15 protein-coding genes are annotated in these 14,822 nt (G+C 38.6%); 1 reads left to right on the forward strand and 14 read right to left on the reverse strand.

Annotated features, from left to right (window positions below):
• From coaD to HMPREF9200_RS05515, 12 genes are all read right to left on the reverse strand, one after another.
• On the reverse strand, nt 1-460 hold a 460-nt coding region (coaD, locus tag HMPREF9200_RS05460; protein WP_009353837.1), incomplete at its 3' end, for a pantetheine-phosphate adenylyltransferase.
• 15 nt (nt 461-475) lie between these two features.
• Complete coding sequence (gene rsmD / locus HMPREF9200_RS05465; RefSeq protein ID WP_009353851.1) at nt 476-1,021, reverse strand: 16S rRNA (guanine(966)-N(2))-methyltransferase RsmD; 546 nt, start codon at nt 1,019-1,021, stop codon at nt 476-478.
• Nucleotides 1,022-1,106: 85 nt separating this feature from the next.
• Nucleotides 1,107-2,108: an NAD(P)H-dependent glycerol-3-phosphate dehydrogenase gene (locus tag HMPREF9200_RS05470; protein ID WP_009353856.1), complete on the reverse strand. Its 1,002-nt coding sequence runs from the start codon at nt 2,106-2,108 to the stop codon at nt 1,107-1,109.
• 2 nt (nt 2,109-2,110) lie between these two features.
• The gene (gene plsY / locus HMPREF9200_RS05475; protein ID WP_038144957.1) at nt 2,111-2,707 is read right to left on the reverse strand and encodes a glycerol-3-phosphate 1-O-acyltransferase PlsY; all 597 of its coding nucleotides are present in this window, start codon (nt 2,705-2,707) and stop codon (nt 2,111-2,113) included.
• A complete protein-coding gene (gene der / locus HMPREF9200_RS05480) occupies nt 2,707-4,041 on the reverse strand; it encodes a ribosome biogenesis GTPase Der (protein ID WP_009353825.1) in 1,335 nt (444 codons plus the stop codon). The genes plsY and der overlap by 1 nt, the downstream gene beginning before the upstream one ends.
• Nucleotides 4,042-4,177: 136 nt before the next feature.
• Nucleotides 4,178-6,085 carry a bifunctional 4-hydroxy-3-methylbut-2-enyl diphosphate reductase/30S ribosomal protein S1 gene (locus HMPREF9200_RS05485; RefSeq protein ID WP_009353850.1) on the reverse strand — a complete coding sequence of 636 codons (1,908 nt, stop codon included), beginning with the start codon at nt 6,083-6,085 and terminating at the stop codon, nt 4,178-4,180.
• Between the two features lie 9 nt (nt 6,086-6,094).
• The gene (locus HMPREF9200_RS05490) at nt 6,095-6,700 is read right to left on the reverse strand and encodes a 1-acyl-sn-glycerol-3-phosphate acyltransferase (protein ID WP_009353861.1); all 606 of its coding nucleotides are present in this window, start codon (nt 6,698-6,700) and stop codon (nt 6,095-6,097) included.
• Nucleotides 6,693-7,379: a (d)CMP kinase gene (cmk, locus tag HMPREF9200_RS05495; protein ID WP_009353847.1), complete on the reverse strand. Its 687-nt coding sequence runs from the start codon at nt 7,377-7,379 to the stop codon at nt 6,693-6,695. Before cmk ends, HMPREF9200_RS05490 begins: the two co-directional genes overlap by 8 nt.
• Nucleotide 7,380: 1 nt before the next feature.
• The gene (locus tag HMPREF9200_RS05500; protein WP_009353864.1) at nt 7,381-8,625 is read right to left on the reverse strand and encodes an NAD(P)/FAD-dependent oxidoreductase; all 1,245 of its coding nucleotides are present in this window, start codon (nt 8,623-8,625) and stop codon (nt 7,381-7,383) included.
• A gap of 8 nt (nt 8,626-8,633) precedes the next feature.
• Nucleotides 8,634-9,356, reverse strand: coding sequence for a pseudouridine synthase (locus HMPREF9200_RS05505; RefSeq protein WP_009353834.1), 723 nt, complete (start codon nt 9,354-9,356; stop codon nt 8,634-8,636).
• A gap of 1 nt (nt 9,357) precedes the next feature.
• Nucleotides 9,358-9,894, reverse strand: coding sequence for an SMC-Scp complex subunit ScpB (scpB, locus tag HMPREF9200_RS05510; protein ID WP_009353824.1), 537 nt, complete (start codon nt 9,892-9,894; stop codon nt 9,358-9,360).
• Complete coding sequence (locus HMPREF9200_RS05515; protein ID WP_009353860.1) at nt 9,891-10,622, reverse strand: ScpA family protein; 732 nt, start codon at nt 10,620-10,622, stop codon at nt 9,891-9,893. Before HMPREF9200_RS05515 ends, scpB begins: the two co-directional genes overlap by 4 nt.
• 176 nt (nt 10,623-10,798) lie before the next feature.
• On the opposite strand from HMPREF9200_RS05515, the gene HMPREF9200_RS05520 reads away from it, so the two are divergent.
• Complete coding sequence (locus HMPREF9200_RS05520; RefSeq protein WP_009353854.1) at nt 10,799-12,625, forward strand: phosphoethanolamine transferase; 1,827 nt, start codon at nt 10,799-10,801, stop codon at nt 12,623-12,625.
• 224 nt (nt 12,626-12,849) lie between these two features.
• Here HMPREF9200_RS05520 and HMPREF9200_RS05525 read toward each other — a convergent pair whose 3' ends face one another.
• Nucleotides 12,850-14,457, reverse strand: coding sequence for a glycosyltransferase family 39 protein (locus tag HMPREF9200_RS05525; RefSeq protein WP_009353855.1), 1,608 nt, complete (start codon nt 14,455-14,457; stop codon nt 12,850-12,852).
• 25 nt (nt 14,458-14,482) lie between these two features.
• The gene (locus HMPREF9200_RS05530; protein WP_009353859.1) at nt 14,483-14,818 is read right to left on the reverse strand and encodes a hypothetical protein; all 336 of its coding nucleotides are present in this window, start codon (nt 14,816-14,818) and stop codon (nt 14,483-14,485) included.
• Between the last annotated feature and the right edge of the window lie 4 nt (nt 14,819-14,822).

Raw genomic sequence — 14,822 nt, forward strand, 5'->3', positions numbered from 1 at the left:
CCAATGCTTGTTTCACAACTGTAGGTACTAAGCCATCTAACTTACCACCATACCTAGCCAATTCCCGTATACCTGTAGAGCTTACAAAGGCATATTTATTATTGGTCATAATAAAAACAGTTTCAATCTCATCATCCAAATATTTTGAAAACAAAGCACGTTGAAATTCATATTCAAAGTCACTTAAAGCTCGAAGTCCACGGATGATGATATGACTATCTCGTGATTTCACATACTCATTCAACAAACCGCTTCCAAAATCAACTTCAATGTTAGAAATATGTGATACAGATTGACGAATTAACTCTGCCCTCTCATCCAAAGTGAATAAATACTTCTTATTTGGATTTTCTAAAATTACTACTATTAACTTATCCACTAATTTACTAGCGCGCTCAAATATATCTATATGTCCATTTGTAACAGGATCAAAACTACCTGGACAAACTCCAATTCTCACAGTATAAGCCCCTTTCTATGGTTCTCGACAAAGAATGTCAACGCGAGTATACCCAAAGGATAAAGCTTTCACAACCACCCACTTAGGCAATAATTCTAGAGTTTCATTCTTATGGCGTTCTATAATTAAAAAGCCATCTTCGGTAAGTAATTGTAACTCGTCCACTAAGTCCAAAGTTTTTTGAACATACCCTTTTTCATAAGGGGGATCTGAAAATATTAACTGAAACTGCTTTCCTTGTAACCGTGTAAGTGCTGATTCCATAGTACATTTCATAATTTCTAATCGATCATCTACTTTACAGTGTCGGCTATTACTTTGGATACAATCAACAGTGCGTGTATCTACTGCGATGGCATGACTAGCACCTCGACTTAAGGACTCTATGGCTAATGCGCCAGTACCCGAAAACAAATCTAGCACCTGAGCTTCAAAAAATCCTCTTCGACTTTGTATAACATTACAAATACTCTCACGCACTCGATCTTGTGTAGGTCTTGTATCCATCCCCTTCGGAGCCTGTATAGTATGCCCTTTGGCTGTTCCTGAAATAATTCTCATATAATTTACTACCTATACTTGTATATTCTACATGATTTTACTATGGGGTACAATAGATTTTTTATAAAATCTTCCTCATAATCTGTTACTTATTACAAACTTCTTGTTTTACATCTCGCATCATTAACTGCATCAACACCTCAGCAGGAGAAACTTGATGATATAATACCTCATACAAAGCATTAGTAATAGGCATATCAATCCCTTTTACTTTAGCTATGTCATATATAATACGTACTGCAAAAAAACCTTCTACCACCATTTGGGATCGATTAATGATATCCTCCATAGTTTCTCCATTTGCCAACTTTTGTCCAGCTCGCCGATTCCGACTATGGGGACTCATACAAGTAGCGATTAAATCTCCCATTCCTGAAAGCCCTGCATAGGTTTCTGATTTTGCTCCCATGGCAACACCAAACTTTGTCATTTCATGAAGACCACGAGTTAATAAGGCTGCTAACAAATTATCTCCTAATTGCATGCCATGTGCAATTCCCGCTGCTAAAGCAATAATATTTTTTGTGGCTCCTCCTAGTTCTACGCCGATTACATCTGTATTCCCATACACTCGAAAACTAGGACCTCCCAAAGCACGTTGCAAACTACATATAGCATCTTCATTTTGACTTGCTACAACTGTGGCAGCCGGCAAACCACTGCCTACTTCTTCTGCATGATTAGGCCCAGATAAAATAGCCGTTGCTTTCACTAAGCCCTGTACCTCTTCTTCAATAACCTGAGATAATCGCTTTTCACTATCTTTTTCCAATCCTTTAGAGCAACCTACTATAATCATAGAAGGTCCTAGATAGGGCTTTAATTCTTGTAGAGTACGCCTCACATAAGTTGATGGAGTAACCATCAATACCACTTCTGCATCTTGTAAAGCTTTGCTATAAGAATGTTGAAACTCTAAAGTAAGTGGTAAAACTACATCTGGCAAATAAGGGTTAATACGATATTCACGCAAATAATTTGCTTTTTCTTCCGTGCGACAATACATCGTCACTTGATGCCCCGCCTCTAGCCCTTTTAGAGCTAATGCAGTGCCCCAGCTACCTGATCCAATGACTGCAATTTTCATAATTACTTATCCTTTGTAATACGTTTAACAGCTAATTCTTTTCCTTGCAAAAGACGTACAATATTTTCTCTATGACGGAATACGACAAATAATGCCGCTATAGCGCCAAAGATGATGTATGGTAAAGGTTCAGATAAACAATACATCACAATAGGCACAAGAGTAGCTGCTACGATAGATCCTAAGGACACATAGGAAGTAAACTTGACAATAATGCCCCATACAGCAAAGCAAATTATAGCCGCTATAGAAGATAATGCAATGAGTACCCCCAATCCTGTCGCAACCCCTCTACCGCCAGAAAAGCCAAGAAAAATAGACCAATTATGACCAATCATAGCACATAAGCCACCTACAATCATCCATTCTGGATTCGGCGAAAATAAGAGAACTCCTATGGCACCCTTTCCAGCATCCCCTAGGAAAACAGGCAAAGCAGCTTTCATCCCTAGTACACGATACGTATTGGTAGCACCAATATTTTTACTACCATATTGACGTACATCTGTATGAAAACATAGCTTTCCAATAATTAAACCTGTAGGAATAGAACCTATTACGTATGCAAGTAAAACTAATACAACAATTTCCACCGTTATCATTCTTCATCAGATCCCTTCTTACCACGAAGTACTAAGCGAATTGGAGTTCCCTCAAATCCAAAGGATTCTCGAAGTCGATTTTCTAAGAAACGCATATAGGAAAAATGAATCAATTCAGGTTCATTCACAAATAATATAAATGTTGGCGGTTTTACACTAGCCTGTGTCATATAATAAATTTTAGGAATACGTCCACCACGAGATGGCACTGGATTAACTGTTTGTGCATCCGATAACAATTGATTCAACACACTTGTAGAAATACGCATATGTTGTTGCTCAGATACATATTTAATTAATTCTGCTAAGCGATGAACACGTTGTTTCGTTAAAGCTGAAGCAAACAAGATCGGAGCATAACGCAAAAATCCCATTTCATCATATATATCTTCTGTGAATCGCAATGTAGTTTTATCGTCTTTTTCAATCAGATCCCATTTATTGACAACGATGACTAAACCTTTTCCAGATTCATGAGCATAGCCAACAATTTTTTTATCTTGTTCAGTTACTCCATCTGTAGCATCTAATACTAAAACAACAATATCAGAGCGATCAATAGCACGGAGAGAACGAACAATACTATATCTTTCTACAGGTGCATCAATACGAGATTTACGTCGCATACCTGCTGTATCGATTAATACAAAATCCTGTCCATCATGACTCCAATGGGTGTCGATAGAATCACGTGTTGTACCAGCCACATCACTAACAATAACACGTTCTTGACCTAATAAGGCATTTGTTAGAGATGATTTACCCACATTAGGACGCCCAATCAAGGCTACATGGATTGTATCTTCATCTTCCTCACTAGCACTTTGTGGAGGAAAATGTTTCACTACATCATCAAGTAAATCACCTAAATTCATCAAATTTTTAGCAGAAATACCAATTGGATCACCAATACCTAAATTATAGAACTCATAAATATTAGCCTCTTGATTTACACTATCGATTTTGTTAACTACTAAAATCACAGGCTTACCACTAGCACGCAACAAGTTGGCCACTTCTTCATCAGCAATGGTAATCCCTTGCTTACCATCTACAACAAAGAGAATCACATCAGCTTCTTCAATCGCTAGTTGTGCCTGAAAACGCATCATTTTAGGAATTTCATGACTTTCTGCAGTAATAAACTCAATCCCACCAGTGTCAATCATAGTAAATTCACGTTGTAGCCATTCTGCATCAAAATAAATTCTATCCCGTGTAACACCTGGAATATCTTCTACGATCGAAATTCGTTTATTAACAATGGCATTAAATAATGTAGACTTTCCTACATTCGGTCTTCCTACGACCGCAACTAATGGTTTTGACATGCTTTCACCTCATATTTCAACTTCCTCAAAGGAAGAGTAAGAACACATAGTTTATCAACTTATATTGTATCACATAAACGAAAGCAAAAAAGAACAGTAAGTCCATTGGACCTACTGTTCTTCTATTATCTAGAAATTATTCAGCTTCTTCTTCAGTTGCTACTGGTTCCATTAACTCAGTTAATTTTAAACCTAATTTCTTTTCATCTTTGTTGAAAGAAATTACTTCTACTTCTACTTCTTGACCGCGGCTCAAGTAGTCTTCTACTTTTGCATTACGTTGTTTAGTCACTTGAGAGATGTGAAGTAAACCTTGGATATCATCGTTGATAGCAACAAATGCACCGTATTGTACTGTGCGAACTACTTTACCAGTTACTACATCACCTACATGGATAGTTTCTTCTGCAACGTCCCATGGGCTTTTGGATAATGCTTTTAAAGATAAAGAGATTTTGCTGTTTTCTTCATCAAAGGATTGTAATTTAACATCGATTTCTTGACCTACCGCTAACACGTCTTCAACGCGTTTAATTTTTTGCCAAGAAATGTCGGAAATGTGAAGTAAACCTTCGATTCCTCCGATATCAACAAATGCGCCATAAGGCATGATTTTACGAACAGTACCTTTGTAAGTACCGCCAACTTCTACATTTGCTAACGCTTCTTTTAATTTAGCTTGGCGTTCCACTTCAAGTACTTCACGACGAGAAAGAACTAAACGGTTTTTCTTTTCTTCAACTTCAAGTACTTTAGCTTCGAATTCTGTACCTACTAAGTTATCAAGGGATTTCACGAAGTGAATGTCACCTTGGGAAAGTGGAATAAAACCACGTAAAGACTTAACAGTTACGACTAAACCTGCAGGAATTGCATCCACACCTTTACAGATGATTGGTTCATCTTTTTCTTGTGCTTCAATAACATATTGCCAATCTTCATCTTTAGCCAAACGAGTGATAGAAAGATAAATTGGGCTATCTTCTTTGATGTGGTTAAGGATAACAGCTTTGATTTTATCGCCTTCCTTTAATACATCTTTAGCAGAAGCTGGTGTAGGGTATGCCATTTCTTTTCTCTCTAGTTGTGCTTCTGTTTTGTAGCCAAAGGATACATATGCACGTTCGTCATCGATTTGTACAACTTCCCCTTCAATCACATTACCTTTCTTAAATTCTTCTGCTTGCGCTTCTGATGCTGCAAATAATTCTGCAAAATTTTCCATCGTCTGAATGACCTCCTTAATTATCCAGTCTGGTGTCGATGCACCAGCCGTGACTCCTACTGTTGTGACGTCTTTCAACCACGTCATTTGTATTTCAGTAGCAGTTTCGATGTGGTATGTAGTACACCCTACATCACGACATACTTCTGCTAATCTAGTCGTGTTGCCGGAGTTCTTCCCACCTACCACGATCATAAGATCCACTTCTTTCGCCAAAGCTACAGCAGAATTTTGACGTTCCTCAGTAGCCTGACAAATTGTCTTGAAGATCTTTTGATCATTAGATTTTTGTTCTAATATTTTTATTATACTTTGAAACTTAAATTGTGAAAAGGTAGTTTGTACTACAACTCCAATTTTTTCCACGAATTGAATATTTCTAGCATCCTCTTCTGTTTCTACTATAATACCTTTATTACCTGCCCATAGATTAATACTCTTTACTTCTGGATGTTTCTTTTCACCCAAGATAATGAGCGTAAGCCCTTCATCAACAACTGACTTCGCATCTCTTTGTGCTTTTTGCACATGAGGACAGGTGGCATCTATAACTGGTAAACCTCTTGTTTCTGCCTCTTCATATACTTCTGGACCAACCCCATGGGAGCGAATGATAATAGTACCTTCTTCTACATCACTCAATTCATTAATGGCATAGACACCATTATCTTCTAACCGACCTACTACTTGAGGGTTATGAATAATTGGTCCCAATGTATAACTCAAATCTTGTGAGTCTGCTGCTTTTTCTGCCATAGTAACAGCACGCTTTACGCCGTAGCAAAACCCACAATTTTCTGCTAATCGTATTGTAAACATAGCATTCCCCTATTTATACTTACCTGCTTTATATTCATCAATCATAGTTTGGATAGCTGTTTTTACCACATTATTCACGTCTGCAATAGCCTCTACAGTTGCTTTTGCTTTTGCTACTACAATCGGTTTTCCAATAATAACAGCTACTTCTCCACGAATCATTTTATCGCTTCCTACAATGGCTATCGGTACTACTGGTACCCCTGTACGCAACGCCATCGAAGCTACGCCATCGTGAAAGCGCCCTAAAGAATCACCCTTTTGTCGTGTCCCTTCTGGAAAAATACCAAGCATTAAATTATCCTTCAATAAATTCATAGCATGACGAATAGCTAATTTATCGACTCCACCTCGTCGCACCGGAAAGGCTCCTAGCCAAGTACAAACTAATTTAGAAATTGGATTTCTAAATAGCTCTTCTTTTGCCATGAAGTTCACATGACGTGGTAATGCAAAGCCACATAAAGGAGGGTCATTATTACTCTTATGGTTTGGAGAAATGATGACCGGCCCTTCTTTAGGTACATTTTCTTTCCCATATACCTTTGTGCCATACCACCATCCATAAACGATGGTAAACGCAGATCTCCATAAGCATTCAGAAAATTTATCCATGATGCCCTCCTAGTTCCGCTTTACGAATTAAGTCAACAAGAGTTTGAACAGTTTCTTCTATACTAAGATGATCCGTTTCTACAACCACTGCATCATCTACGCATACAAGAGGAGATTCCTTTCGATTCATATCCATGGCATCTCGCTCTGCTACAGTACGACATACTTCTTCCAAAGAGATATTCTCGGAATCTTTCAACTCCAACCAACGTCGATGCCCACGAGTCTCCACAGATGCTGTTAGATAGACTTTTAATTCCGCATTAGGTAACACAACAGAACCAATATCCCTACCATCAAGAATCACACCGCCCGCTGATGCCATGTGACGTTGCATTTCTACCAACTTAGTGCGCACTGCTTTTTGTGCAGCCACTTGAGACACGTGACTTGTCACATATTGCGTACGGATATCTTGGGATACATCTGTTCCATTTACCCATACAGATAAACCCGTTTCTTCTACACGTAGTTCTAATTGAATCTTAGACAAAGCAGCTTCTACTGCATCTACATCATCAATAGATATACCCGCATTCAGTAGTGCCCAGGTAATGCCACGATACATAGCTCCTGTATCAATATATAAATACCCTAATTTCTTGGCTACTACTTTAGAAATACTACTTTTACCTGCACCAGCAGGACCATCAATGGCTACGGAAATTCGTCGATTCATATTAGACTCCTCCTTCTGCTGCATGAGTAGCAGCTACGTAGGCTGTAGAAAACGCAACTTGCAGATTATAGCCCCCTGTGAACGCATCCACATCCAAGACTTCTCCTGCCATATATAAACCATGCACCAATTTAGATTGCATCGTTTTTGGATCTACTTCTTTTACAGAAATGCCACCAGCTGTCACAATGGCCTCCGCTATAGGGCGAGGTTTATGTACGGTGAGTCGCATATGTTGTATGGCATCCACTAGTCGCAAGCGCTCCTCTTTGGTAATATCGTGAATCGCCTTGGTTCCTTCTAATTCTGCTAATTGACATATAACTGGAATTAACTTGGATGGCAATAAACCTTTCAATACGTTCACTAATTGCTTATTTTGAGACTCACTGAAATCACGTTGTACCCGCTTATCTAAAACCTCTTTAGTTAATGCTGGTTTTAGATTAATTTCAATAGTAATGGGATCTACCTTTTTCTTCAATAATTTGGTCACTGTATGAGAAGCTGATAAAATAATCGGTCCTGTGACCCCAAAATGGGCAAATAGCATTTCTCCAAATTGTTTTGTCTGCACTTTATCTTTCGCAATAATAGAGACTTCTACATTTTTAAGGCTCAGCCCCATTAAGTCTTTCACCCAATGTTCTTTTGTTTCTAAAGGAATTAAAGATGGTCTCAATTCCACGATAGAATGTCCCACAGAAGAGGCTAATTCATAGCCATCTCCAGTGGAGCCAGTCAATGGATAGGACATCCCACCTGTTGCGATGATGGCTGCATCGCACTCATAGGTTCCTTTATCTGTAATCACACCTGTAATAGCGCCATCTCGTACGATTAAATCCTTAACACTTTCTTCTAAGTGAAGTTGTCCACCTAATTTACGATACGTGTCTATAAAAGCATTGCGCACATCCGTTGCTTTATCAGACTCTGGAAACACACGGCCACCGCGCTCAACCTTAGTAGGGACACCCCAACTATTGAGCAAATGAATCATATCTTCATTTGTCCATTGTTGGTACGCACTATATAGAAATTTTCCATTTCCAGGCGTTTGCTTAATAAAATCTTCTATAGGAGCTGCATTGGTCACATTACAACGCCCTTTTCCTGTAATCCCCATTTTAAGGCCCACCATCTTCATTTTTTCAATGATACGCACAGAGGCACCTAATTGTGCAGCTCGGACGCCAGCCATAAGACCTGCAGCGCCACCACCGATGACAATAATTTTTTTCATATGTATCCTTATTTTATCGCTTGTAATTGTTTCACTTCTTCACGAGTTAATTTACGAAAAGCCCCACGTTTCAACCCTTTCAAATTCAATCCCGCATAATTGATGCGTTTCAAATTATGAATAGAGTACCCAAAGTGTTCAAACATACGGCGTACTTGACGATTACGCCCTTCATGGATGGTAATTTCTACAGTGGTAAGACCTGTTTTTCCATTAAATCCGTAGTCTGTAATTTCGCAAGGCGCCGTCATACCATCTTCTAGTTTGATACCTACTGCTAACTGTTCTAAATGTTCATCAAGCACACGATCTTTTACTTTTACTTCGTAGGTTTTCGTCACACCTTTTGATGGATGCGCTAAATTTTGCGCCATAGTTCCATCATTCGTCAATAGTAATAATCCTTCTGTATGGTAGTCTAATCGGCCTATAGGATAAATACGAACTTTTACAGAGTTAATATAATCCATAACAGTTTTGCGTCCTTCAGGATCTGTAATAGATGTAATCACCCCTTTTGGCTTGTTAAAAATATAATATTCCAATGCCTCTGGCTCCAATAGTTGTCCATCCACTTTAACGCGGTCCCGTGTAGGATTTACCTTTGCACCCAGTTCTTTTACATATTTACCATTCACAAGTACTTTGCCAGAAGTAATCAATTCTTCTGCTTTTCGTCGTGATGCCACACCACAACGGGCAATATATTTTTGCAAACGTTCTAGTTCCATATTAATCTCCTTCTATATCTATGGATAACCCCGCTGAAAGAGGCATAGACTGTTGCAATTCTTCAATAGAATTGGCACCTACAGTCCTTAAAAAGTTATCCGATGTTCCGTAAATTACAGGACGTCCGATAGTTTCCTTTCGTCCTAACTCTACAATCATGTCACGGGCCAATAATTGTTTTAATACTTTTTCACAGTTCACACCACGAAATTCTTCTACTTCACCTTTTGTGATAGGCTGTTTGAAAGCAATTACAGCCAACGTTTCCATAGCCGCTCCAGATAGCTTTTCATCTCTATGGCGAATTTTAGTAACAAATTCACTGCATTCTTGGGCGCTCACTAGTTCTATGCCCGATGCACTTTTACGAATCCTAATTCCTCGCCGTTCCTGTACTAACCTTTCTTCGTAACCTTTGATAGCTTTTTCAACTTCTGGTGCATAGACTTCAAAAATATCTGCTAATGTATCTATCGTTAAAGGGGTAGCTGCTGCAAATAATACAGCCTCTAACTGCTGAAATTCAATGCTATTCACAGCGCATCTCCTTCTTCTATACCTTCTACAATCACGTTATATATATCGTGATTGCCCACTATAATTCGCAATAGTTGACGTTTCATTAACTCTAATAATGCCAAAAATGTAACCACACTTTCTTCCTTCGTCTGTACCGAAGCAAATAAATTTACACAGGGCACTTGTTGATTCCTCGTCGCTAGTAATACATCTTCAATCCCTTGTTCCAATGTATATTCTTCACGTTCCATCATAACTTTGGGAGCTTCTACCTCAGGTCGATCATATCGTTCCTGCACTTTCTGAAAGCATGCCACTAATGCATCCCACTCCACAGTACAAACAAGATCTAATCCCACTTGGCTAAGCTCTTCCGGTCTATTAAATACATAGGATCCATCGGATACACGTTCTTCTAGGAGCTCCGTCAATTCTTTGATGCGTTTAAACTCCACCAATCGATTCACCAATTCGTCTCGTGGATCTTCTGTATCACTTTCATCCTTATGATTTATCTTAGGCAATAAAAGGCGTGACTTAATCTGCAACAACGTAGCTGCCATCACTAAAAACTCACTACTATAGGCAATATCAAATTGATTCCAAGTTTTGAGTATATCCATATATTGTGAGGTGATATGCACAATGGGAATATCGTATATATCAATCTGATTCTTTTCAATCAAATGCAACAAAAGATCCAAAGGGCCTTCAAAAATATCCAGTTTAAAATCGTAGGTATTCATGAAAACTCCTTTCTACCAAAAATAAAGGTATGGCTTTCACCACACCTTGTATGAAAAAATTGCATTTCCTATTAGAAACAGTTAGAATAATACATAGACATACCAACGTATGTATCTAATAAGTATTATAAATGAAATGGGCGAAAATTGCTACACCCAGAAAGAGAGGCGACACTATGCATCGTCAAAGATGGAAACAGTTGGGACTGTATACCATCGTGTCCACTATCATCGCAGTGGCACTATTTTACATCTACGAACCAATTACTTTAGGGTTTGACATAGAAGATATCCTTACCTTATTCGTTCCTACTATTGTAGGCTTAACAGTCTTACAATCGATCATTCGTAGTTCCTTTACAAAGGGATATATCATTGGTCATGGCATCGTAGGTATCAGTTGGGCATTAACATTCCCGCTCTTATTTCACTGGTCTTATGAAAAGCCTTTTTACTTCTACGAATTCGCCAACGATTTTTTATTTGGTCTAGTCTTATTCTGTGGTCTTAGTGTCACCCACTATTGGCTACTACAATGGGGAAAGGCAAAACGTATTTGGTCTGCTCTATACAGCATCCTTGACGTAGCATTGCTCCTTATACCAGTTGGTCAAATCGGGTACTATCTATCCACTTGGCATTGTATTACTCCTGCCACTATGATGGCATTGTATCAAACCAACCCCGAGGAAGCCTTAGGATTTGTAAAAAATATTATCGGCGTAGGTGGCATCGGAGGGGCTATCATAGGTATCGCTATCATACTTGGTCTTTTATACTTTGCCAATGTAAAAGCTCAAACGAACGATGAGCCTACTGTGTTCTATTCCTCTTTCTTTCAGCGATATCAAGATGATATAAAATGGATTCTATCCATCGCCCTCATCGTGTATGGTGGATATTACCTTTTCCCTCGTACAGATATTGTCAGCAATTGGCTAGAAGTTCGAGCCTATATGAAAGAGTTGCAATCTTATAATGATAAGCATGTTAGTGTATTTAACAATTTACAATTAAGCACTACCGAAACAGCGGCGCAAAAAACTCCAGGTACTGTCATCTTAGTCATTGGAGAATCTTCTTCTAGAGATTACATGAAAATGTATACTCCTGGCTTCCCTTACGATGATACTCCATGGCAAGGTTCCCTGTATCAAAATCCAAACTTCAATGTCTTTAAACACGCTTACTCTTCCTATGTGCAGACTGTACCAACCTTGGAAAGAGCCTTAACAGAGCGCAATCAATATGACGACAAACCATTCTTTGATGCCACAACCATTATCGATGTAGCAAAAAAAGCTGGATATCACACCTCTTGGTTATCTAACCAAGGTGTATATGGTGAATACGATACAGCTATCTCTCTCATTGCAAAAGCAAGTGATACGCCCCGTTGGGCTCATGAATCCTATGCCTTCTCTGATCAATATGATGGCGCTTTGTTACCACTTTTAAAAGACGTACCAAAGAACCAAAATAATTTCATCGTCATCCATATTATGGGTAGTCATATCTACTACAACGATAGATATCCTCACGAGTTCAGCAAATGGAAACAAGGTCCAAACCCTGAAGGAATTGAAGCTTATGCAAATAGCCAACTATATACTGATTGGCTGTTACAAGAAATTTACACCTATGCTAAGGATAACTTAAACTTACAAGCCATGGTCTATTTCTCTGACCACGGAGAAAATATTAAAACATCTCACAATCCAGACATTTTCAACTTTGGAATGACACGGATACCAATGTGGGTGTACTTATCTCCTACATATCGTAATGCGTATCCAGAAACAGCAATTACCCTACGCAATCATGAACAACAATATTTCACCAATGACTTATTGTATGATATGCTAGTGGGCATCATACATGCTCCATCTGGTAACTATGATGTAACACGAGATTTCTCCAATAAAGCCTATCGCTTTAATATCAATAACTTAACTACAATGTTAGGTACACAACCGTTGTCCTTAGATCCTGAGGCGAAATAAACTACTACAAGCACAAAACAGGCACCAGCTATTGCGTTGGTGCCTGTTTCATATCTATTTTTGTATATAAACATAAGCCTTTTAGAATCGCTTTCTCTGTCCTCCTTCATTTATTATCGAGTCATACAATATTTCTTGAATGTAGGTCTCATGCCGCCTGTCCTATAGTAACAGAAACTTATAGGGGATACTCCCTAGGAGCATCCCCAATACTATAATTACCATTATTTCGCTTTGTAGAAGACTCCTAGAGAATTTCTTTCTACAAGTTGAACCTGGTTATATAAATTTGTTTCTTTGAAATAAATTGTGTATTTATTTGGCACATAAATTAAAGCATGTGATAGTTTCTCTGTATCCTTTGCCAAATCACTAGGTTTCACCTTAGGCATGATGTTTTTCCCATCTTCCCAAACGCTTTCGTGCTCTTTGTAATGTATGAAGGAGGTAGTCCGTCCCAAATAATAGGATAAGGATGTACGATAATTGCCATATTGATACACCTCTACTGGCGTAGCTCCTTCTAGTGCCATTATTTCATTGGCTAATATTTTTCCAGATTGGTCTTCCATAACTGTCACTAAGTTAGGAATTAATGCTAAATAGAATACAATAGCACTCGTTGCCATACTGCGTACTAAGGCATGCCCAGTTCGTTTGGTTCCAACATAAATAAAAGTCAACACGGTTACAACCAAGCTTATCCAAAGATACGCACTATGTGACAAAGACATACTCAATCCCACTATGACTAATCCTAGTAAAAATGGAAATCCACCCAGTGCATATAGGGTAAACACCCTCCATGTCATCTTACGCTCTTTGTATCCTTCTATACAAGCATGAATGCCCATGCCTGCCCATAATGCCAAAGGAATCAGCATAATAAATGTGTAGGTAACATATTTAGTGGCCATACACGTGTAGAACAGAACGGTTCCTACAAACCAAAAAATAGACCAATACCAAATATAGGCGTGTTTCTGTTTATTGATACCACGAACTACAAAGCTAGTCCATGGCATCATGCATACTGGCAACAAGGCAAAATATAAATACCACCAATTATGTTCAGGATGTTCTGGTACAGTAGCCCTCGTTATATTATGTAGGCCTAAAAATCCTTGGATAAATGTATCTCCATGAACATGGTACATATATCCATACCAAGGTACTACGACTAGGATAAAAGCAAGAATACCTTTCCAAGAAAAGACATATTTAAACCAATCCATACGACGATTCAAGGCCACATATAGAATTAAAATAATCCCTGGTAGCACAATCCCTACAGGGCCTTTGGTAAGTACCGCTAACCCAGCAAACATATACGCATAGACCATATGGCGATGACTTTCACCAGTGATACCACGATATAAATAGTAAAAAATACCCATAGAAAAGAGAAATAAATATCCATCCGTCACGACAGCATGACCAATGTACCAAAATTCTAACGCCGTTCCTAGGGCAATGGCACTCCACATAGCAATCCGTTCTACTTGATATATACTGAAAGCCATCCGATACATCGCTAATACTGTACAAGTAGAAACGACAATGGATGGCAATCGAGCAGCTAAATCAGAGATACCAAACAAAGAGTAGGACAGTATAAGCCCCCAATATGCCATAATTGGTTTATCATACCAATACATGTCATAAATCATAGGAGACAAAAACTCTCCATGTTTCATCATGGTCACGGCAGACAAAGCGTAGTTTGATTCCACTGTATCCGTCACAGGCAGCGCCCATGCCATAAACAGATAGAACAAAAACGTTCCTATCCCTAGCCATGCAAACCGCTTCCATGAAAATGTTTGTTCCATAGTAATACAACCTCTGTATTTACATTTAAAAAAATAACTTTCCCAACAAGCGCATTACTAGCCAAGCTAAAATAATCACAAAGGCACCAGCAATGATAAATTTAGCTAGTGCAAATAACACTATAATAAGCATCACGACGCCTACTGCTATGCCTAGTTTCCACTTCCAACTAAGAGCATTCCACAAAAATATCTTCATATTAGGAATGGTTTGAAATTGGTCTTGTTCCTGTTGAGAAGATTGATAACGAGGAGCGTCATATGTACGCCCCTCTTCATCTATTGTTGTACCATCAAAGTCACGCAATTCCTCTTCTGAAAGAACGCGCGTTCCTTCATCATACTTTTGTTCTTGACTCATAGTC

The sequence above is a fragment of the Veillonella sp. oral taxon 780 str. F0422 genome (genome assembly GCF_000221605.1).
Classification (GTDB): domain Bacteria; phylum Bacillota; class Negativicutes; order Veillonellales; family Veillonellaceae; genus F0422.

Coding starts and splice junctions, on each gene's coding strand:
- rsmD (WP_009353851.1), bottom strand. CDS start 1,021: ATGAGAATTATTTCAGGAACAGCCAAAGGGCATACTATACAGGCTCCG.
- HMPREF9200_RS05470 (WP_009353856.1), bottom strand. CDS start 2,108: ATGAAAATTGCAGTCATTGGATCAGGTAGCTGGGGCACTGCATTAGCT.
- der (WP_009353825.1), bottom strand. CDS start 4,041: ATGTCAAAACCATTAGTTGCGGTCGTAGGAAGACCGAATGTAGGAAAG.
- HMPREF9200_RS05485 (WP_009353850.1), bottom strand. CDS start 6,085: ATGTTTACAATACGATTAGCAGAAAATTGTGGGTTTTGCTACGGCGTA.
- HMPREF9200_RS05490 (WP_009353861.1), bottom strand. CDS start 6,700: ATGGATAAATTTTCTGAATGCTTATGGAGATCTGCGTTTACCATCGTT.
- cmk (WP_009353847.1), bottom strand. CDS start 7,379: ATGAATCGACGAATTTCCGTAGCCATTGATGGTCCTGCTGGTGCAGGT.
- HMPREF9200_RS05500 (WP_009353864.1), bottom strand. CDS start 8,625: ATGAAAAAAATTATTGTCATCGGTGGTGGCGCTGCAGGTCTTATGGCT.
- HMPREF9200_RS05505 (WP_009353834.1), bottom strand. CDS start 9,356: ATGGAACTAGAACGTTTGCAAAAATATATTGCCCGTTGTGGTGTGGCA.
- HMPREF9200_RS05515 (WP_009353860.1), bottom strand. CDS start 10,622: ATGAATACCTACGATTTTAAACTGGATATTTTTGAAGGCCCTTTGGAT.
- HMPREF9200_RS05520 (WP_009353854.1), top strand. CDS start 10,799: ATGCATCGTCAAAGATGGAAACAGTTGGGACTGTATACCATCGTGTCC.
- HMPREF9200_RS05525 (WP_009353855.1), bottom strand. CDS start 14,457: ATGGAACAAACATTTTCATGGAAGCGGTTTGCATGGCTAGGGATAGGA.
- HMPREF9200_RS05530 (WP_009353859.1), bottom strand. CDS start 14,818: ATGAGTCAAGAACAAAAGTATGATGAAGGAACGCGCGTTCTTTCAGAA.